We start from the raw sequence: 20,494 nt of genomic DNA on the forward strand, positions 1-20,494 counted from the left end.
TCATCTCAACAGACAACTTAATTATCATAACAAGTTTAACATATAATGTCAAGAGCTTATTGAAAATAATTATTGCAAACTTTCAATCGTTTTTTCAATTGAATGCTTGCCGTTGTTGACTCGTCGTGACAACAGATAATATCTTACCGTTAATGGCAAACCAATGCAAGTACTTTTTCATACTTTTTTTGAAAACAATTAATTTTCTTTGATTTTCTCGATATCTAAGACCTTATCGATCCAATCGCTACTATAGAAATCCTCTTCATGGGTAACTAGAATCATTGAACCATCGTAGTTTCTCAGACCCTTTCTCAAAGCCGCCTTTGATTCATCATCCAGATGATTAGTTGGCTCATCCATAAAGAGAAAGTTGGTGTTATCAAACATCAAGTCCGCAATCTTCACCTTAGTTTGTTCACCACCAGACAAAGACCGCATTTCTGACATGATCTGCTGATTAGTCAATCCTGTTCGAGCTAATACTCGTCTAACTTCTTTACCATCCCGATCGGGGTGCTCATCACTAATATACTTAAATGGAGACTCCAGATTATTCTTCCACACTAAGTCTTGCTTGAAATAGCCTACTTTGACCGTCTCTGAAAAGTCAAAATTACCTTCAATTGGTGGAATAATACCTAATAAAGTCTTGATCAAGGTTGACTTACCGATACCGTTGAATCCCTTAATGACCATTTTTTCACCACTAACAATCGAGAAATTCAAGGCCTTATCAAACAAAGCTTGGCCATCATAACCGACTTTTAAGTCATTTACTTCCAAAAGCATCCTCGAACTTGGCACTTCATTGTATGGAAAGCCAAAGCTCGCGGCAGTCTTATTCCCTGGAGGTGTCAAGACATCCATATGAGCTAACTGCTTTTCTCTACTCTTAGCACTCTTAGACCGAGAACCGGCTTTGAACTTTCTAATATAAGCCTTTGTCTTTGAGATCTGTTCTTGTTGCTTGACGTAAGCCTTCATATAAGTTTCCTGATTAGCGGCTTTTTGCTTGAGAGCTTGTTTCAGTGATCCTGTATATTTGGTGATCTTACCGAACTCAAAGTCAGCTACACAGTTGATGATACGGTCTAAGAAACCATAATCGTGAGAAATAACGATAAAGGCTCCGGCAAAGTTATTCAAATAATCAGCTAACCAGTCAATATGATTCGTATCCAAATAATTGGTGGGCTCATCTAAGAGGATCATATCTGGTTGTTCCAACAAAATCTTGGCTAAGATGATCTTTGAACGCTGCCCACCACTAAGTTTAGAAACATCGTGATCATAACCGATCGCATCTAGTCCTAAACCAGTAGCTACTTGTTGAATCTTCGTGTCCAATTCGTAGAAATCGTTGGCGTCTAAGATCTCCTGAAGTTTCCCCGCCTTTTCTAAGTCTTCGTCAGTCGGATCATTCATATAGATATCGTTGAGCTTGTCACTTGTTTCATATAACTTTGAAAAAGCGGTCTTCAAATATTCATAGATGGTTAAACCTGGGGCTAATTTTGCTTGTTGATCCAAGTAACCAATCGTCAGATGTTTCTTCCAAGAGATTTTACCCTCATCAGGTTCAATTTGTCCCGTCAAGATTTTGATAAAAGTCGACTTCCCGACTCCATTTTGACCGATGATCCCTAGGTGATCTTCCTTATTAACTTGTAAATTGGCTGAATCATACAATTTTTTATCTACAAATTGTTGCGTTAAGTCATGTACTTCTAAAACACTCATATTTATCTCCTTAAAAAAAGGCTGAAACTATTGTCTCAGCCTTTAGTTGAACTATTATTCTTATTCAGACGTTTCGTTACTGGTAAAAATTGTATAGTTTTGATTTTGGTTCTGACTGTCAAATGAGAAGCCACGTTCTTCATTCAATGTATTTAACTTAGTTTCTTCATTATTCAATTGTTCTTCTGGTAATCCTAGTTGCTTTCTTAACTTATTAGATGCCCGACGTAATTCTTTGGTAGGAATCACTTCATAAGAAGAACCATCGATCATGGAACCATATCCTTGAACATGATCTGAACCGATACTCTTAGCGGCACCACGATAATTCAAGAACATTGATTGCATATCGTTGAAACTCAAATTAGTTGTCATCGAACTCGAAATACTATCCAATACCTTTTGATAACGTGTAAATGTCTTGGCACTAGCAGCACTCTTAATAATGGCTGTAATAACCTGACGTTGTCGCAATTGTCGACCGTAATCACCTTGAGGGTCTTCATAACGCATTCTTGAATAATCAAGAGCTTGCTTACCATTTAAATGCATTTTACCCTTCTTGAAATGTGATTCCTTTTGACCAGTATCTCCGTATGAGAAACTAAATGGTACATCAACATCGACACCACCAACCGCATTAACGATTTGAGTCAATGAATTAAAGTCAACTTTAACATAATAATCGATCGGTATGTTCAAGAACTTCTCAGTGGTTGCCACAGCAGCTTCCTCATTACCGATATCATAAGCTGAGTTGATCTTTTGAATCTTCTTCGTATTATTAGTACTGCTCTTCCAAATTTGTGCCATCGAATCTCTAGGCACGGACATCATCGTTGTCTTATTCGTCTTAGGATTAACCGTTACAACGATCATTGTGTCGGAATTTCCATGATAATCTTTTTCATTATCACGAACACCATTATCGGTTGTATCAACACCCAGTAACAAAATTGAAACTGGCTTTTTATTGTTGATCTTCGTAGAGACACTTTTTCCGTCCAAAGCCTTATAAGTTTTGCCCAATGAATTTTGCGTTTGAGCATAAAGTCTAAAGCCATAGGCGCCCGTTACAAAAATCATAACTAGAAATACTAATCCTAAGATTTTTAAAAATGGGCGTTTGACATTGCCGCCATTATCAGAAGCTAAGGCACTATTACGTGTCCTCTTGCGTCCTTCACGCGACATATTATTTTTATTATTATCCATAAATAAACTCCGATTTATTTGCTATCTACAATTCAACCAAACTCTCTCTACATTATAGTAGATAGAATGCAATTATACAGCTTAATCTGTCTGATGAAAAATTTTTCGTCGATCAGCCGTATTATTAAAGTATAATTTTTTGTTGCCGTCTGTCAATTTGATTAAAAAACATTTATTAAAATATAAAGTTAGATATATTGAAAAATCTATCTCATTATTTGGAAGTTTTTGCTGACATTTTCCTGTATAATCATCTCCCGTAGGAGGATTTTATAATGTCAGATGCAAATAATGCAAAGACGTTTAGATGGTGGAACATTGCTCTCTTGGGCTTTACCACTGTTTGGGGTCTTAATAATGTTATCAATAACTTTGCCAACCAAGGTCTAGCAGTTGTAACATCTTGGATTTTGATCATGGTTCTATACTTCGTACCATACACTTTAATGGTCGGACAACTAGGATCAGCCTTTCAAGAAGCTGGCGGGGGAGTTAGTTCCTGGGTCAAAGCTTTATCTAACAACAAGTTGGCTTACTTTGCTGCTTGGACTTACTGGGTCGTGCATGTTCCTTATTTAGCTCAAAAGCCACAAATCATCATGGTCAGTTTGAGTTGGCTATTCAAGGGTAACGGATCTTTCATCAAGACTAGTTCACCATTAGTAGTTCAAGGTGCTAGTTTGATCATATTCTTAGCCTTTGTCTGGTTAGCCACTAAAGGAACTACAACCTTGAATAATCTTGGTAGTATTGCCGGGATCGCGATGTTCACGATGTCGATATTATTCATTATCTTAGGTATCAGTGCTCCTTTTATCACTCATGTCCAAATCGCTACACCAAACATGACTGATATTCATACATATATACCAAAATTTGATTTTCAATACTTTACAACAATTTCAATGTTAGTCTTCGCCGTTGGTGGTTCAGAAAAGATCTCGCCATACGTTAATAAAACTAAGAATGCTTCCAAGGAATTCCCACTAGGTATGATCATCTTAGCCGTCATGGTGGCCGTTTCTGCCGTGCTTGGTTCCTTTGCAATCGGTATGATCGTCAACTCGAACCATATTCCTGCCGACTTGATGGCCAATGGTGCTTACCAAGCTTTCCAATTCTTAGGTAACAGTTTCCATGTTGGTAATCTCTTCGTCTGGGCGTTCGCTATTACCAATACGATTGCCTCTGCTGCTGCATTAGCTATTTCGATCGATGCCCCATTGAGAATGCTTTTAGGTGATGCTGATAAGAAGTTCATCCCTAAGAGTCTCTTGAAGAAAAACAAACGTGGTGTAGCTATCAATGGTTACAAGATGACAGCTATCCTCGTTTCAATTTTGATCATTGTACCAGCTTTAGGTATCAATGGTATGAATGATTTGTACAATTGGCTATTGAATCTTAACTCAATCGTTATGCCAATGCGTTACCTCTGGGTCTTCTTAGCTTATATGATGCTTTCAAGACAATTAGATAAGTACAAGTCAGACTACATGTTCGTTAAGAACAAATATGTCGGCTTCGGTTTTGGTCTCTGGGCCTTTTTCCTAACTGCTTTTGCATGTATTCTAGGTATGGTGCCAAAGATGAACATGGCTCAAGATCCATCATCATGGTGGTTCCAATTAGCGCTTAATATCATTACCCCAATTGCTTTGATCTTACTTGGTTTGATCTTACCAGCAATTGCTAAACGTAATCAAAATGATACTGACGAAATTAGTCAATAATCTTTAAAAAAAGCCTCTGATTTTATAATCAGAAGCTTTTTTTGTCGTTATTAACATTTTTAATTGCTGCTGCTTGAACTAGTTGTGGAACTTGAAGTCGTGGAGTTACCATTGCTGTCGATCTTGACGTCTGGAACACTACCACCATAACTTCTAATTTCATTCATAATATCAACTAGCTTCTGCTTTTGATCTTCCTTATCAGAATCATCATTCTTGTAAGCATCTTTAACCTTTTCTAGCTGTGACTCGTACTGAGGCATCAATTTATCAACCATTGCCTGACGTTTTTGCGAACGTTGAGCTTCGATAGCTTCTTTTTCGGCTTCGTACTTGGCAATTTCCTTGTTATCCTTAGCTGCTTGGAACATTGCTTGACTCATATTTAAGGCTTTCTGAAGATCTAAGATCTGCTTATTGAAACTATTCTTAGCACTTTGACGTTTAACGTTAGCATTGAGATAACGAATCTTTTGTAATTCACTTAATTTCTTATTGTATTCGGATTCTTTCGTGATTGGAGACTCGTTATACTTGTCAATTGCCTTTCTAACTTTACCTTCACGCTTGAATTCTTCTTTCTTAGTTAAGTGATAGATGATCCGATAATCGAGATTATACAAGCGATTAGTATTCTTTTGTTCTTGGTCAGTATTGTACTTAGAAAAATCATTATCAATAATATCTTGAATGCTTGGTTTATCATTGCTCTTATTGACATATAAGTTACTGCCACTAACCTTGATCGTATTGGGCTTACTAAAGTTTTGGTCTTTTTGTTTCGTGTAATCGACTAGATATTGTCCTTCTGCCTTAAAGGCTTGCATTGTTAAATCATTTTCGCCTTGGGTCAAAGTTGAAGGGATGTCGTGACCAGTCCAATTGGCAATCGTAAAGTTAGGCGTCATACCAACAAAATATGAATCCTTCGTATCATCAGTCGTACCAGTTTTACCGGCCGTATATTTATAGTTATCTAAAGCCGCCGCCTTACCTAGACCATCAGTAATCACTGATTGCATGGTATTCAACATCATATAACTAGCATTCTTCGTGTAAACTTTAGTCCCCATATGAGTGTTTTGATAAATATAACGGTCGTTTTCGCTATCATAAATACTCGACAAATTACTTGGGTGAATAAACTTTCCGCCTCGAGCAAAAGAACTATAAGCCGAGGCCATTTCCGTAGTCGTTGTTCCGTAAGTAAAGGAACCAATAGCTAGACGTGGATCAGTCTTTTGAGCTGGTGAAAGTCGGGCAAATTCCATCTTAACTAAATCATCATAGTAAGTGTGTTTAGTATCTGACGCTGCTAACTTGTAAGCAATCGTATTGATTGAGTTCTCCAAAGCGTGTCGTAAAGTATTGCTGCCAGTATAACCACTGTACCAGTTATGAACCGTTGGGGTTCCGACTGCTGAATCAGTTACAGTACTTTGAGGTAGATATCCTCTTTCAAAAGCTGGTGCATAGGCAATTAAAGGCTTAGCCGTCGATCCAGGTTGACGGTATCCAGAAATTGCACGATTAACTTGGTCGCCTGTAGTAGTCCGTCCACCAACTATCGCTATAACGTCACCAGTCTTATTATCGATCACGGTACTGGAAACCTGCGGCGTTAACTTACCATGAGCGTCTCGTCCTGTATATGACTTATAAGTATTGTTGACCAATTCCTCAATTTTATTTTGGACGGTTTCATCGATGGTCGTATGAATCCGATAACCGCCATCCATCAACTGACCTCTTGCCCGTTCGAAGGCTTGTTGATATTGAGTGTTATAAGCGTTACGGTCTGCTTCATCCTTAAAGTCATAACGCATAGTGAAGCCAGCAGACTTCATCAATTCTTCAGTCGCATTATAAACTGCATAACTGAGTGCATAGTTATTGGAAACGTCATTATCATACTTCTTTTGATTGATTTTCAAGCCTAAAGGTTTAGTTCGGGCCGTCTGATAAACCTTTTTAGAAATCAAACCTTGCTGATAGAAAATATATAAAATCATGTTTCGGCGTTTTACAGCCCGTTGCGGGTTCGCTACCGGATCATAGTAAACTGGGTTGTTCGGTATCCCAACTAGCACAGCCAATTTATCAATTGATAAATCACTCTGCTTCTGGGAAAAATAATAATCTGAAGCCGCACTGAAACCATAAGAACCATGGCCCATGTAAACATCATTGATATAGAACTCCAGGATTTGATTCTTAGTAAACTTTTTCTCGAGTTGCTGAGCAATAACCATTTCCTTTAACTTACGAGTTAAATTCTGCGATTGATCTTGCAAAATAACATTCTTAACCAGCTGTTGGGTCAAAGTAGAACCACCCTCGGTTCGATGATGCAATAATGTGGAAACTGTCGAGCGCATAACTCCGTATAGATCGACTCCATGATGAGTATAAAAGCGTTGATCTTCAACAGCCACAAGGCCTTTCCGAATTTTAGGGTTAATTTCATTTATCGGTGTATAATTGGAACTCGATTGAGACAGCTTCTTCAACACTTTACCGTTACGGTCATATATAACGGTAGAATTCTTAGGATAAAAATCTGATTTCTTCAAACCTTGGCTATAAGAGTAGCCGTCAGCTATCGTATTCCGAATATCATAACCGTACTTCCACCAAAAACCACCGATACTTAATACAATCAAAACTACGATCGTTAATAATATCCACGGCCATTTTTTTCTTTTTTTAATTGCTCTGTGTTCCATATTTTTCTTACGCATAATTAGCCCCTAATTGACATAGAATGTTATTCCAGAAGATACTTGTGACATCAAATTAGACAAGTCTGATGAACTAATTTGCATACCATTGTTATAACTTGTTCCACCTGCATAAATGAAACCAATCGTTGAACTATCGCCAAAGTAGATCGAGGTACTCAAGTTCGCGTTGTTCTTGAACCAAAAGACTGGTGTAGCGGAATTGAAATCAGCTGTACTGTTCTCTGGATCAGAGACATTCATCGAATCTAAACTACTGTCACTGGCATTAGATACATACTCACCGAAATTGCTGTTGCTGCTATCCGTAATAATTGCATCTGAACCGCCAGCATTGACCAATTTTTTAACAGTATATTTGCCAGAACTGACTTGCGAACTTGTGACATTAAAAGTACCGTCTTCAGCCACGTATTTGCCGCTCACCCGTGTCATCAAGGCTAGAGTATTCTTGCTGGAGTTGTAGTACAAAACATATTTTCCAGTGATTCCTGCCTGTGTTAAGACATCAGAGGCTCCAGTTGTTGAATTTAAGCTGGAAACGATATCGACATTAGCGGGAGTATACTTTTCTGTTAATGGGGCATTTCGTAAGGCAGCTAACTCTTGCTTAATCGCCGTAACTTTCGAACTGTCGCCCTTGTGACTGGAGAAATAATCATCCATCTTCGTGACAGCCTCACTCCAACGATTCTTAATGGTTTTATTCTTGATCAGCTTGTAGTAAGTATTGACCATGGAAATTTTCTTAAAGCTTAAGCTACTGTTCTTTTCGTTAAAAGCTTGCCACGTTTTATCTAAATATTTATCCGCGTCTTGCGTCTGCTCGAACCAAATTTGAATCATATCCAAATCATTACGTAATTTTTGATAGACATCTTGATTCTTCTCTTTTAAAAGTGTTTTATCTAAGTCATTGATTTTTTGACTAGTAACGTCATCTCGATAATTGCTCTTGCCATCGTATAGCTTGCCAACAGCCTTAGAACGGTCCTTACGTGCTTGAATATAACCTTCCAATTCTTGATACTTTTGAACATTACTCTTAGTAATTACGTAACCATTGCTGACATCGATCAATTTGCCGATAAAGTCCAATGATTTGTAATTCAAGTCTGTCTTCAAAACTTCTAACTCTTTATCTTGATACTGACTAGATATTTTTGAAGTTACTACAGCATTGACCACGCCACGAGACAACATGATAAAAAAGATGACGGCAGTTATGATTGCAACTACGCCAGCACCATGCATCAAGTAGCGTTCTGATTTCGTCTTACTTTTTAAATCTTTCTTATCTTTCATGATTTTCCCCAAATATCTAGTTCATCTTGTTATTATAATAGTAAATTATCCTGCAAATAAAGGGTGGAAATTTTGAAAAAATTAAACAAAAAATATACTAAATGGATCATTATTCTGCTCTTATTGATAATGATCGTCTCCGCATATGCCCTTAATCTAGGTAAAATCAAAGATAAGACCGTTGATGGTATTGCCTCTATCACGATACCCTTTTCTTTGATCGTCAATCCAAATAATATCGATGAAGATATCGCACCTAAAGCTGTCAATATTGACGACGGCGATATGACCAAAGCTAAACAACAGGCTGTCAATCTCGTTTCGACTATCAATGATGACTATGATAATACGAAAGAGTTGTCATTTTTATCCAATGATCAAGAGAAAAGTTTACTTAAACAGGTCAATGCTAAGCCACACCGCTATATCGCCAAGATGACCTTACTGAATTTCGGTAAAGATATTACGGGAAAATATATCACGATCAGCTGCAACCGTTATGACGACACCAAAAATATCGTCAGTTATCGTTACCGGCTCTACTATAAAGACGATGCAATCACCTCAGCCAAATATCTCAACACCAAGTCGAATAAGTATCCACCTCAATTTGTCTTAGAAAATGTGGAACTAGGAAATACCGGTAATGATCAAGCGAAGGCCTTTTTACAACGTCTAAAAACAGCTATCATCAATTCTAACTTAACAGCTACCAGTGCTAATGAACCTGGCAATTTCAACCAAATTTCACTTAACTTGGGACTGAATCCTAATAGGAGCAACAATGGTTTGTACGAATTGGCTAAAAATTCTAATGCTCGAATCAGTAATTCCAGTATCGTGGGCTATCAAATCTCTGATGTACCACGCTATACCAGAGTCTATATTAAACAGTTGAATAAAAATAATACTTACTACTACACCATGACTTTTGATCGCAACCGTAGCCGCTTTATCAATTTTCAAAATGGCATCATTTCTAACGAAAAAAGCAATTAAAAAAGCACTATAATTTGGTTCCGGAAGGAAAATGGTTTTCTAGTTAAAATCTGCAGCTGAAAGTGTAAAAAAAGAATCATGTCAAAAAATATAGGGAAATTTTTTACATCTTTTATTTTGTTGCCACTTGCTCTTTTATTAGTTCCATCGTTAATTATTTGGGAACCAAAAAATTATCAAAAAATAACGTGCGATGTAATTGTTTTGATTCTATTTATTATTTTAAATAAGAGTTGGTTGCACGTTAATGTTAATTTCTTTTCATATAAAAGACCGGTGAGTCAATTTCTTAATGCTATTCCGGCAATTGTTTTAATTTTGTTAACAAAGAATCCTTTTACGCTTCATATTAAAGGTCCAATTCTTATAGGTTTCATGACTATCTTAATGATTGCAATTTGTGAGGAGTATATATATAGAGGAATTCTAATACCGTTGAGTTTGAAACTAACAAGGAACAAGCTATTTTTATCAGTTTTAATTAGTAGCATTGGTTTTGCTTTTGCTCATATAGTAAATTTTGAACATGGAGCATTCCTTTTGATTTTAACTCAAATCATTTTGGCCTTCGCAACTGGGATTCTCTATGGAACCTTATATTTAAAAACAAAAAATCTATCACTTGTAGTTATACTTCATTTAATTAGTGATTTGCCTATGTTGGCTTCCGGCAGGTCTTCCACAGAATTTACCAACTCTCAGATGACTATACTTTTAATGTTGGTAGTAATAATAAGTTTAATTGCTTGCCTTGTTTCAGTAATACAACTTCATAAATTCAGTAAATCAATGGCATAGTAATGCGTTTATATTTTCAATTATCCAATTTTTAGGGGGGTACAGTATAATGAGCAAAATCGATATAATAGCAGCTATTTTATTTTTGGTTATCGGCATCTGGCAAATATGTATAACAATTCTTTACTTTAAAAATTTAAAGAAAAACGCAAATAAGGACACATCTCCATTTGCTCCTCTGGCAATGTGGTCTTCAATTGTAGTAGGAGTGACTCTAACAGTCTTGGGACTTACTGCCTTTCTTTAAGCTCCTTTAATTTAGAAATAGTAATATAAAGGGGTTCTATACTTTCTGGTATTGATGAATAATCAATACCAGTTTTTTTGTCTCTAGAAAATAAAAAAGAACATCACTGTCCTCACGTTAAGATTTAAGCAACGAAACTTAATCAAACATGGAGAAAACAATAATGTCCCAAAACAATTCTATACTATGTACACTTAATCAATAACACGAGTAATGTTTCAGTTAAAGACGCTACGATTAAAGAGCTTGACCATTTTCTTAAGCGGATAAGACTCATTTGTGCAAAAAAAAGCATCCCACAAGAGGATGCTTTTTTATGCTTCCCAAACGTCATCGACTTCGATTGTTTGTTCTCTATCGGGGCCTACTGAAACAGTTGCATAAGAAACTCCTAATTGATCCTTGATGAAATCAAGATAATCTTTAGCTTCTTGTGGTAAGTCATTGATACTCTTACTTTGAGTAATATCAACTGTCCAACCTGGGAATGTCTTATAAACAGGCTTGCACTTGTCCAAAACATTCAAGTTAGCAGGATATTCATCAATTATCTTGCCATTCAAGTCATAACCAGTACAGATTTTAATTTCTTTAAGTCCAGTTAAAACGTCCAAACAGTTCAGTGAAAGATGCGTTACACCAGAAACGTTACATGAATGCTTCAAAACGACTAGATCCAACCAGCCCACACGACGAGGACGGTGAGTAACTGTACCATATTCGTGGCCTGCTTCACGTAAGAAATCTCCAGTTTCATTTGATAATTCTGTTGGGAATGGACCAGCACCGACACGTGATGTATAAGCTTTAACAACGCCAATCACATTGTCGATCAAAGGAGCACCAACTCCGGCACCAGTTGTGACACCACCAGCAGGATTCGATGAAGTTACATAAGGGTAAGTTCCGTGATCAATATCAAGCATGATTCCTTGAGCACCTTCGAATAGAACATTTTGACCGTTCTTTAATTCTCTATTCAAGTAAGCTGAAGTATCGATCACACGATCCTTTAATTCTTGTCCAAATTGATAGTACTTTTCAAAAATATCATCGAATTTCATTGGTTCAACACCATAGATCTTCGTGAATAGTTCATTCTTTTGTTTAAGGTTATCTGTTAACAGTTCTTTGAATAATTCTTTATCAAGAATATCGGCCATTCTAATACCCACACGTGAAGCTTTGTCAGTATAAGCAGGTCCAATACCTCTATTAGTTGTTCCGACCTTAGAATCGCCCTTAGCAGCTTCTTGGAGCTTATCTAATTCGATATGGTAAGGCAAAATCAACTGTGCACGGTTAGAAATTTTCAAATTAGTAGTATCTACACCTTGTTCATGCAAACGATGCAATTCTTCAAGCAATGATTCAAGATTTAAAACCACGCCGTTTCCAATAACACTAGTTTTATCCGAATACAAAATACCTGATGGAACAGATCTCAACTTGTAAACATTGTTATCGATATTTAAAGTGTGTCCAGCATTATCTCCACCTTGGTAACGTGCAATAATATTTGCTTCACCACTAAAATAATCGGTAATCTTACCTTTACCTTCGTCGCCCCATTGAGTACCTACTACAACAACTGTTGTCATATCTCTTCTACACCTACACTATTTAATTTTCTGGAATATTTGCGATCGATGAAAACTTATTATAAGATTTCACGAACAATAACTTAGCTGTTCCACGAGGACCTGAACGGTTCTTGCTGATAATTACTTCAACTTCACCAACATCTTGATCCTCTGGTTCCTCTTGATCACCATTATTGTCATCGCCGTCTTCGTCACGATAATAATCATCACGATAAAGGAAAGCAACGATATCAGCATCCTGTTCAATTGAACCAGATTCACGGATATCTGACAACATTGGTCTTTTATCTTGCCGCGCTTCAACACCACGAGAAAGCTGTGATAAAGCGATTATTGGAACATGCAATTCTTTTGCCAATTTCTTCAAACTACGAGAAATGGCTGAAACTTCTTGTTGTCTATTTTCTTGACCAGTACCTTCGATCAGTTGCAAATAATCGATGATAATTAAGTCTAAATGACCACTCTCTTTAAGCAATCTTCGACATTTTGAACGAATGGCTGCCATTTTGGTACCAGGAGTATCGTCAATATAGACATTCGTCCGTGACAAACTCCCCATCGCCACAACCAAGCTATTCCATTGGTTTTCATCCAACTTACCTGTTCTTAAGGAATTGGCATCAATACTACCTTCTGAACAAAGCATACGATTGACTAACGACTCCGCACCCATTTCCAAAGAGAAGATTGCTACGGTCGCATTAGACTTAGTGGCTGCATTTTGTGCCAGATTCAATGCAAAAGCAGTTTTACCAACACCTGGTCGAGCTGCTAAAATAATCAATTCATCTTTATGTAACCCAGTGGTCATATCATCAAGATCTTTGTAACCAGTTGAAAGCCCCGTCACATCACTGCCTTGATCATATAACTTATCGATCTCTTCAAAGGATGACTTTACAACATCAGAGATTTTACGGAAGCCTTGGTGATTTCTGTTTTCAGAAACATCCATAATCTCTTTTTCAGATTGATCGATGATACTGTCAACATCGTCATCTTCTTCAAAACTCCGTTGAACGATACCCGTAGCAGCATTGATCAAACGGCGTAAAATCGATTTGTCCTTGACGATTTTGGCATAGTAAGTCGTATTGGCAGCAGTCGGTACAGCACTGGCTAATTCAGCCAAGTAACTGACTCCACCAATGTCTTCAATTTGATTCAAACGATCTAATTCATTTTGAACCGTCACGACATCAACCGGTTCTTCACGATCGTTTAAATTCATCATCGCTTGAAAGATCAACTGATTAGCATGTTGATAAAAATCCTCTGCTTCAACATATTCCATTGCCTCGATCAAGGCATCTTGACTTAGAAAAACCGCTCCTAATACGGCTTGCTCAGCATCCTTATCATTGGGCGGTATTCTTGAAGTTATATCGTTATTCATTTATATCCTACTTCTTTTCAGCAACATGAACGCGAATGGTAGCTTCAACGCCATCGAATAACTTAACGGGGACGTTAATATATCCGAGTGACTTTACGCCATCATTCAAGGTCATCTTATGTTTATCAACTTTAAATCCATATTGATTATTCATTTCTTCAGCAATCTTTTTGGTCGTTACTGAGCCAAATAAGCGACCATCTGCTCCTGCTTTAGCTGAAATTTCAACGACTGTTTTATCGTCTTCGATTTTTGTCTTCAAAACTTTAGCTTCTGCCTTTTCAGCTTCGTAATCCTTGGCTTCACGATTTTGCTTAGCCTTTAATTCAGCCATATTAGCCTTAGTAGCCTCAATTGCCTTATTATTTTTGATTAAAAAGTTTTGAGCGTACCCATCAGCAACGTTCTTGAGTTCACCCTTCTTCCCTTTACCTCTAACATCTTCTAGGAAAATAACTTTCATTTTATATGATCCTCCTCTTAGCTCTTCTTATTAGAGTCCGTTAAAACTTCAACCAATTGATTTTTAACTTCCTCGACCGTTGAATCAGAAATTTGCGTTGCGGCATCAGACAAATGTCCACCACCGCCAAGCTTCTCCATAATTACTTGTACATTAATGTTTCCTAAACTACGAGCCGAAATTCCTACTCGACCGTCCGGACGTTTACTAATGACAAACGATGCTTCAACATTATCTAATGATAACAATGTATCCGCTGCTTGGGCAACAATAACTGGATCATAGGACTTATCCTCTTCACCAAAACAAACTGCCATATTGCCGCCGACCATCGTAATTGTTTCAATCAAATGACTCTTTTGAATAAATGAATCAATATTCTCTTTCAAGACATTTTGAATGATCGTTTCATCAGCACCCACTGAACGTAAATAACTAGCTGCATCGAAAGTTCTTGTACCAGTCCGCAAAGAAAATGACTTCGTGTCGACAGTAATTCCTGCCAAAAGGGCTGTAGCTTCGATCTTCTCGATGGCTTTTTTATTTTTAGGCTGATATTCCAGCATCTCGGTGATCAATTCACTAGTTGATGAAGCATAAGGTTCAATATAGATCAGCATAGGATTCTCTGGGAATTCCTCACCACGTCTGTGGTGATCGATAACGACGACTTTATTGTTATCGCCTTTGAACAGACCAGGATTGATCGAAATACTTTGTTTGGAATGATCGACCATGACGATCAATGTCTTTGGCGTCTTGATGGCTTCTGATTCCTCTGGTGAAATAATATCTTTTTTGATATCTGGATCTTCGTTGATCATCGCTAACAAGCGACTGACATCTGAATGCAACGTCTTAGGATTGATAACGACCTTACATGGCGTATTGTTCATCATAGAGATCCGTCTGATTCCAAGTGACGAACCTAGGACATCCATATCAGGATGGGAGTGTCCCATAACGATCACTTGATCACTGTCTTTAAGTAATTCTTGGAGTGCTTCACTGATCATTCTAGCACGAACACGAGTTCTCTTTTCCATTGGATCAGTGTTGCCGCCGTAAAAGCGAGCCTTTTCGCCAATTTCTTTTACAACAACTTGGTCCCCACCACGTCCTAGTGCTAGATTAAGATTTTTTTGTGCTTCGTCATTTAATTTATGTAAATCATCAATACCATATGAGAAGCCCATACTCAATGTTAAGGGAACGTTTTGTTGAGAAGTATATTCACGAATGACATCCAGAATTTTAAAACCATTCTTTTCCATATCGAAAATACGGCCAGTATAAGCCATGATGAAGAAATGATCGTCATCGATCCGTTTCAAAAACATTTGTTCCTCTGAGGACCAGTTTGACAATTCATTCGTAATATAATTATCCAAATTTGAAATATCACGATCGCTCATCGATTGAGTGATCTCTGCATAATTATCTAAGTACACTTGTCCAATCACTGAACGATTATCTTCATAACGTCGTTCGATTTTTGAATAGTGCGTGATATCCATCAAATAAATAACTTTCAATTCAGATTGGACTTGGACCAAATAATATTTATCATCTATTTGGATCGTTTTACTTCCGATAGGTTCTTCGCTATCAATCATACTCGATAGTTCCGAAGATATATCTCCAATTGCCATGCTATTGGCTGGATTAAAACCAGTTTCTTCGACGAAATATGGATTAACCCACTGAATCTGTTTATCAGCATCATAGAGTAAAATTCCCAACGGATACTCTACAAAACTGTTATCCGTTCCCCGGTCGATTCGATATTGTAAATTATTCGTATACTTACCTGCTTTTTCACCTAATAACAGGAATAAATAAACGAACAAGATTAATGAAATAATTACTAATATAGCTTGAATGTAACCGGCTACAGAACCGTGAATCAAGCCAACTATTAATATCGAGAATAGCATAACGATCAGAGAGACTCCCGTAAGTTGAGTCGAATGATCGACTCTGGACAGGAAGAACTTCAGATTAGCTTTTATCTTTTTCATAATAGTCCCCTCTTAGATATACCCTTTAATTTTATCACAGCCGTGATGTTCTTTCCGCAAAATATTAATGGAAAAATCTCGGTTCAATTTATGCGTTTTCAATCCTAATTAGGCTGATAAAACTTCACTTTTAAAACTGAAAGATTGGGACGTAACTAACTAATCATTTGTCAGATGATTTTGATACAGAATGAATCTAAATTAACGAAAATACCCTCTGATTCTAAATACGGAATCAGAGGGTATTCAACATAATACTTAAAAGCAGACGGAATTGTCTAGCTCTCTTTAAAATTTAGTCTTCAGCAACGAATGGAAGTAGAGCCATGATTCTTGCTCTCTTGATAGCTACAGTAAGCTTACGTTGGTTCTTAGCACTTGTACCTGTAACACGTCTTGGCAAAATCTTACCACGTTCTGAGATAAATCTCTTAAGTAATTCTGTATCTTTGTAATCGATGTATTCGATATGATTAGCAGCGATGAAGTCAACTTTACGTCTTCTACGTCCGCCTCTTCTTTGTTGGGCCATTATATATTGCTCCCTTCTATATTAAAATGGTAAATCGTCATCAGAAATGTCAATAGGTTTACTGTTGTCAGCAAAAGGATCGCCATTACTGCTATTGTTATTGTTAGATTGATTATTGTTATTATTATTGTTGTTACTGTTATAATTGCTACCACTATTAGGGTTGCTATTATTACTATTATTTCCGAATGGAGACTGATTTGATTGGTTAGAATTATTATAGCTAGGTGCTTGATTATTAGAATTTGAATAATTGCTATTACCAGAATCTCGTCTTTCACTTTCAGCACGTGATTCAAGCAAGGAGAAGTTTTCTACAACGACATCCGTTCTGAAAACTCTTTGACCTTGTTGATTATCATACGAACTTGTTTGAATACGTCCATCGATACCTACCAATGAACCCTTCTTAGTGAAGTTAACAAAATTCTCGGCAGCTTTTCTCCAAATAGTACAACCAATAAAATCGGCGTCACGTTCACCTTGTGAATTAGTAAATTGTCTGTTTACAGCAACTGTAAAACTGGCAACTGCAGCTCCACTTGAAGTGTATCTCAATTCAGGATCACGTGTCAGGCGTCCAACTAAAACTACTCGATTAATCATTTTATCTGCCTCCTTTAATGTTTCACGTGAAACAAATTAGTCTTCGCGTCTAACGATCATGTGACGAAGAATGTTATCTTCAATCTTTGAAAGACGGTCGAATTCGTTAATTGCTTCATCGTTGTCAGCATCTACGTTTACAATGTGGTAGATACCTTCTTTATAATTAGCAATTTCATATGCTAAACGTTTCTTTTCCCAGTCTTTTGAGTCGATTACTTTGGCGCCGTTGTCAGTAAGGATCTTATCGAAACGATCGATCAATACCTTCTTTGCGTCTTCTTCCATATCAGGTTTAATGATATATGTGATTTCGTAATGTGCTTCAGCCATGACTGTACACCTCCTTATGGTCTAATGGTTCTTTCATTAGGAAAGAACAAGGAGCATAAATTAACTACATTTTATACTCACGAAGTATAAGTTTATCATAAGTCCCGTTCAATTACTAGAATTTTTTACAATAAAAAAATCGCTTCTGCCTGACACGCAACCCTTCTTGGGCCACATATCCAAACTACGCAGAAACGATTATTTTTTACTCGTCATCTGATGTTGAATCATCATCATTTGTATCAGTAGAATCATCTGTCGATTCATCACTGACATCATTTGTTGGAACATCACTGTCATTGTCGTCGGAAGCTGCATCGTCTGCATCATCTTCGTGAGCAATTTTAGCCATAGTTGAAACGATCGAATCATCATCGACCTTAATCAATCTAACACCTAATGTTGCTCGGCCAGTTTGTGAAACGCTTTGGACATCAAAACGAATCATTACACCTTTGTCAGTGATCAGCATGATATCTTCATCACCGTTAACAACTGTTAAACCAGCAATTGGTCCATTCTTTTCAGTGACATTGGCAGTCTTGATACCTTTACCACCACGACCTTTAACTGGATATTCAGATGTCGCAGTCCGTTTTCCATAACCGTTCTCAGAGATCGTCAAAACTTCTTGATCTGCTGCAGCGATTGAAGAGCCAACTACGTAATCATCTTCACGTAACTTGATACCACGTACACCAGAAGCGGTTCTTCCCATTGGACGAACGTCACTTTCCTTAAAGGTTACGGCATATCCCTTGTGGGTTCCGATGATAATGACCTTGCTGCCATCAGTTAAGAAGGCGTTATTCAATTCATCTTCATCCCGCAAAGTAATGGCTCTCAAGCCAGAGTGTCTAATATTGGCGAAGTCATTGACTGGAGTCCGTTTAACCGTTCCATATTTCGTCACAAAGAACAAATATGAGTTATCAGGATCAACGTCTTTGTCAACATTGATCACAGTCTCGATCTTCTCACCTTTTTCGATGTTCAAAAGATTGATAACTGGGATTCCCTTGGCTGTTCGTCCATATTCAGGGACTTCATAGCCTTTGATCCGGTAAACTTTACCCGCATTAGTAAAGAACAAGAGACGATCATGAGTCGATGTATAGATCATCTGTTCGATGAAGTCATCATCATGAATGCCCATCCCTTGAATACCACGGCCACCACGATTTTGAACTCTAAATTCGTCGGCGGAGAGACGCTTGATATAGCCATTGTGGGTCAAAACGATCAAGACATTTTCTTCTTCGATCAAGTCTTCATCTTCGATATTGGCAACTTCACTAGCACGAATTTCAGTTCTTCGAGAATCGCCGAATTTATCTTGAATTTCAAGCAATTCGTCGTAAATGATCTTATCGACACGTTCAGGTTTAGCCAAAATATCTTCATAATCAGCAATTTTTACTAACAATTCTTGATATTCTGATTCAACTTTTTCACGTTCCAAACCAGTCAAACGAACTAAACGCATATCCAAGATAGCTTGTGATTGTTTGTCGGATAATTTAAATTTATCCATCAAAGTTTGTTTAGCGATTGCCGAAGTTTGTGAACCACGGATGATACTGATAATTTCATCAATATGGTCCAAAGCAATTCTCAATCCTTCCAGGATATGAGCACGAGCTTTGGCACGTTTCAATTCAAATTCAGTTCTTCTACGGATAACAACTTCTTGATGTTTCAAGTATTCGATCAAAATACCTTTGAGTGAGAATACTCTTGGCGTCTTCCCTACGATAGCAACCATGTTGATACCATAAGAAATCTGTAGTTGTGTTAACTTGTACAAATTATTCAAGACGACGGAAGCACTCATATCACGACGAATATCGATTACGATCCGCATACCTTCACGGTCTGATTCATCGTTAAGATCAGTAATTCCTTCAAGCTTTTTATCCCGAGCTAGTTCTGCAATTCTCTCAACTAACTTGGCTTTGTTGACCATATATGGCAACTCAGTCACGATAATTTGCTCAGCCCCACTCTTCTTCGTCACGACATCAACTTTTGCCCGAAGAATAATCGTTCCTTTACCAGTTTCATAAGCCTTTCTGATTCCAGAACGACCCATGATGATACCACCAGTTGGGAAATCAGGACCGGGAATAACTTTCATCAAGTCAGCTACTGTTGCCTCTTTATTACGCATCAAGATATGCAAAGCATCGATAACTTCTTTTAAGTTATGTGAAGGAATATTAGTAGTCATACCAACCGCAATACCAGTTGCACCGTTCACTAACAAGTTAGGGAAACGAGCTGGCAATACCATTGGCTCTTTTTCTTCACCATCGTAGTTAGGAACTAGATCAACAGTATCTTTGTTGATATCACGCAACATTTCAACTGCCATTTTACTCATACGAGCTTCGGTATAACGCATAGCAGCAGGTGGATCACCATCAATTGATCCAAAGTTTCCGTGTCCATCAACTAATGGATAACGGTAACTAAAATCTTGCGCCATTCTAACCATTGATTCATAAATTGCTGAATCCCCATGGGGGTGATATTTACCCATAATATCACCAACGAAACGGGCACTCTTCTTGTATGGTTTGTCAGGTGTAACACCTAACTCATTCATACCGTAAAGGATACGACGATGAACGGGTTTTAGGCCATCACGGACATCTGGTAACGCACGTGACACGATAACACTAGCAGCGTAATCAACGAAGGAATTCTTCATGACTTCTGTCAGGTTAACATTTTCTATTCTATGATCTGCCAT

General features: G+C 37.5%; 16 protein-coding genes. 4 read left to right on the forward strand and 12 right to left on the reverse strand.

Going from position 1 to position 20,494, the window contains the following annotated elements:
- Positions 1 to 198: 198 nt before the first annotated feature.
- Positions 199 to 1,743, reverse strand: a complete 1,545-nt coding sequence (locus tag ACG72T_RS09775) for an ABC-F family ATP-binding cassette domain-containing protein (protein ID WP_395266024.1) — start codon at positions 1,741 to 1,743, stop codon at positions 199 to 201.
- 60 nt (positions 1,744 to 1,803) lie between these two features.
- On the reverse strand, positions 1,804 to 2,958 hold the full coding sequence (locus tag ACG72T_RS09780) for an LCP family protein (protein ID WP_395266025.1): 1,155 nt from the start codon (positions 2,956 to 2,958) through the stop codon (positions 1,804 to 1,806).
- A gap of 275 nt (positions 2,959 to 3,233) precedes the next feature.
- Here ACG72T_RS09780 and ACG72T_RS09785 point away from each other — a divergent pair, with 275 nt between their 5' ends.
- Positions 3,234 to 4,691, forward strand: coding sequence for an amino acid permease (locus ACG72T_RS09785; RefSeq protein ID WP_395266026.1), 1,458 nt, complete (start codon positions 3,234 to 3,236; stop codon positions 4,689 to 4,691).
- Between the two features lie 59 nt (positions 4,692 to 4,750).
- Here the strand turns inward: ACG72T_RS09785 and ACG72T_RS09790 are convergent, their stop codons facing one another.
- Together ACG72T_RS09790 and ACG72T_RS09795 are read right to left on the reverse strand one after the other, a co-directional pair.
- Positions 4,751 to 7,432: a transglycosylase domain-containing protein gene (locus ACG72T_RS09790; RefSeq protein ID WP_395266027.1), complete on the reverse strand. Its 2,682-nt coding sequence runs from the start codon at positions 7,430 to 7,432 to the stop codon at positions 4,751 to 4,753.
- A gap of 9 nt (positions 7,433 to 7,441) precedes the next feature.
- Positions 7,442 to 8,737: a hypothetical protein gene (locus ACG72T_RS09795; protein WP_395266028.1), complete on the reverse strand. Its 1,296-nt coding sequence runs from the start codon at positions 8,735 to 8,737 to the stop codon at positions 7,442 to 7,444.
- Between the two features lie 72 nt (positions 8,738 to 8,809).
- Between ACG72T_RS09795 and ACG72T_RS09800 the strand changes: the two genes are divergently transcribed.
- The 3 genes from ACG72T_RS09800 (at position 8,810) to ACG72T_RS09810 (ending at position 10,781) form a co-directional block, all read left to right on the forward strand.
- Positions 8,810 to 9,736: a hypothetical protein gene (locus ACG72T_RS09800; RefSeq protein WP_395266029.1), complete on the forward strand. Its 927-nt coding sequence runs from the start codon at positions 8,810 to 8,812 to the stop codon at positions 9,734 to 9,736.
- A gap of 78 nt (positions 9,737 to 9,814) precedes the next feature.
- Positions 9,815 to 10,534 carry a CPBP family intramembrane glutamic endopeptidase gene (locus ACG72T_RS09805; protein WP_395266030.1) on the forward strand — a complete coding sequence of 240 codons (720 nt, stop codon included), beginning with the start codon at positions 9,815 to 9,817 and terminating at the stop codon, positions 10,532 to 10,534.
- A 49-nt stretch (positions 10,535 to 10,583) separates the two neighbouring features.
- Entirely contained in the window at positions 10,584 to 10,781 is a 198-nt protein-coding gene (locus tag ACG72T_RS09810) for a hypothetical protein (RefSeq protein ID WP_395266031.1), read from the forward strand.
- A 314-nt stretch (positions 10,782 to 11,095) separates the two neighbouring features.
- Here ACG72T_RS09810 and ACG72T_RS09815 read toward each other — a convergent pair whose 3' ends face one another.
- From ACG72T_RS09815 to gyrA, 8 genes are all read right to left on the reverse strand, one after another.
- Positions 11,096 to 12,382: an adenylosuccinate synthase gene (locus tag ACG72T_RS09815; RefSeq protein WP_395266032.1), complete on the reverse strand. Its 1,287-nt coding sequence runs from the start codon at positions 12,380 to 12,382 to the stop codon at positions 11,096 to 11,098.
- Between the two features lie 22 nt (positions 12,383 to 12,404).
- Positions 12,405 to 13,784, reverse strand: coding sequence for a replicative DNA helicase (gene dnaB / locus ACG72T_RS09820; protein WP_395266033.1), 1,380 nt, complete (start codon positions 13,782 to 13,784; stop codon positions 12,405 to 12,407).
- A gap of 7 nt (positions 13,785 to 13,791) precedes the next feature.
- On the reverse strand, positions 13,792 to 14,247 hold the full coding sequence (gene rplI, locus ACG72T_RS09825; protein ID WP_395266034.1) for a 50S ribosomal protein L9: 456 nt from the start codon (positions 14,245 to 14,247) through the stop codon (positions 13,792 to 13,794).
- A gap of 17 nt (positions 14,248 to 14,264) precedes the next feature.
- On the reverse strand, positions 14,265 to 16,268 hold the full coding sequence (locus ACG72T_RS09830) for a DHH family phosphoesterase (RefSeq protein ID WP_395266035.1): 2,004 nt from the start codon (positions 16,266 to 16,268) through the stop codon (positions 14,265 to 14,267).
- Between the two features lie 295 nt (positions 16,269 to 16,563).
- Positions 16,564 to 16,800 carry a 30S ribosomal protein S18 gene (gene rpsR, locus ACG72T_RS09835; protein ID WP_010017915.1) on the reverse strand — a complete coding sequence of 79 codons (237 nt, stop codon included), beginning with the start codon at positions 16,798 to 16,800 and terminating at the stop codon, positions 16,564 to 16,566.
- Positions 16,801 to 16,821: 21 nt separating this feature from the next.
- Positions 16,822 to 17,406 (reverse strand): single-stranded DNA-binding protein, encoded by a 585-nt coding sequence (ssb, locus tag ACG72T_RS09840; protein ID WP_395266036.1) that lies wholly within the window; start codon positions 17,404 to 17,406, stop codon positions 16,822 to 16,824.
- Positions 17,407 to 17,442: 36 nt separating this feature from the next.
- Positions 17,443 to 17,739: a 30S ribosomal protein S6 gene (gene rpsF, locus ACG72T_RS09845; protein ID WP_395266037.1), complete on the reverse strand. Its 297-nt coding sequence runs from the start codon at positions 17,737 to 17,739 to the stop codon at positions 17,443 to 17,445.
- A gap of 205 nt (positions 17,740 to 17,944) precedes the next feature.
- Positions 17,945 to 20,494, reverse strand: coding sequence for a DNA gyrase subunit A (gene gyrA, locus ACG72T_RS09850; protein ID WP_395266038.1), 2,550 nt, complete (start codon positions 20,492 to 20,494; stop codon positions 17,945 to 17,947).

Origin of the sequence: Companilactobacillus sp. FL22-1 (genome assembly GCF_043951805.1) — a bacterium.
Taxonomy (GTDB): Bacteria; Bacillota; Bacilli; order Lactobacillales; family Lactobacillaceae; genus Companilactobacillus.

Coding starts and splice junctions, on each gene's coding strand:
- gyrA (WP_395266038.1), bottom strand. CDS start 20,494: ATGGCAGATCATAGAATAGAAAATGTTAACCTGACAGAAGTCATGAAG.
- ACG72T_RS09790 (WP_395266027.1), bottom strand. CDS start 7,432: ATGCGTAAGAAAAATATGGAACACAGAGCAATTAAAAAAAGAAAAAAA.
- ACG72T_RS09780 (WP_395266025.1), bottom strand. CDS start 2,958: ATGGATAATAATAAAAATAATATGTCGCGTGAAGGACGCAAGAGGACA.
- rplI (WP_395266034.1), bottom strand. CDS start 14,247: ATGAAAGTTATTTTCCTAGAAGATGTTAGAGGTAAAGGGAAGAAGGGT.
- ACG72T_RS09805 (WP_395266030.1), top strand. CDS start 9,815: ATGTCAAAAAATATAGGGAAATTTTTTACATCTTTTATTTTGTTGCCA.
- dnaB (WP_395266033.1), bottom strand. CDS start 13,784: ATGAATAACGATATAACTTCAAGAATACCGCCCAATGATAAGGATGCT.
- ACG72T_RS09810 (WP_395266031.1), top strand. CDS start 10,584: ATGAGCAAAATCGATATAATAGCAGCTATTTTATTTTTGGTTATCGGC.
- ACG72T_RS09795 (WP_395266028.1), bottom strand. CDS start 8,737: ATGAAAGATAAGAAAGATTTAAAAAGTAAGACGAAATCAGAACGCTAC.
- rpsF (WP_395266037.1), bottom strand. CDS start 17,739: ATGGCTGAAGCACATTACGAAATCACATATATCATTAAACCTGATATG.
- ssb (WP_395266036.1), bottom strand. CDS start 17,406: ATGATTAATCGAGTAGTTTTAGTTGGACGCCTGACACGTGATCCTGAA.
- ACG72T_RS09830 (WP_395266035.1), bottom strand. CDS start 16,268: ATGAAAAAGATAAAAGCTAATCTGAAGTTCTTCCTGTCCAGAGTCGAT.
- ACG72T_RS09815 (WP_395266032.1), bottom strand. CDS start 12,382: ATGACAACAGTTGTTGTAGTAGGTACTCAATGGGGCGACGAAGGTAAA.
- ACG72T_RS09775 (WP_395266024.1), bottom strand. CDS start 1,743: ATGAGTGTTTTAGAAGTACATGACTTAACGCAACAATTTGTAGATAAA.
- ACG72T_RS09785 (WP_395266026.1), top strand. CDS start 3,234: ATGTCAGATGCAAATAATGCAAAGACGTTTAGATGGTGGAACATTGCT.
- rpsR (WP_010017915.1), bottom strand. CDS start 16,800: ATGGCCCAACAAAGAAGAGGCGGACGTAGAAGACGTAAAGTTGACTTC.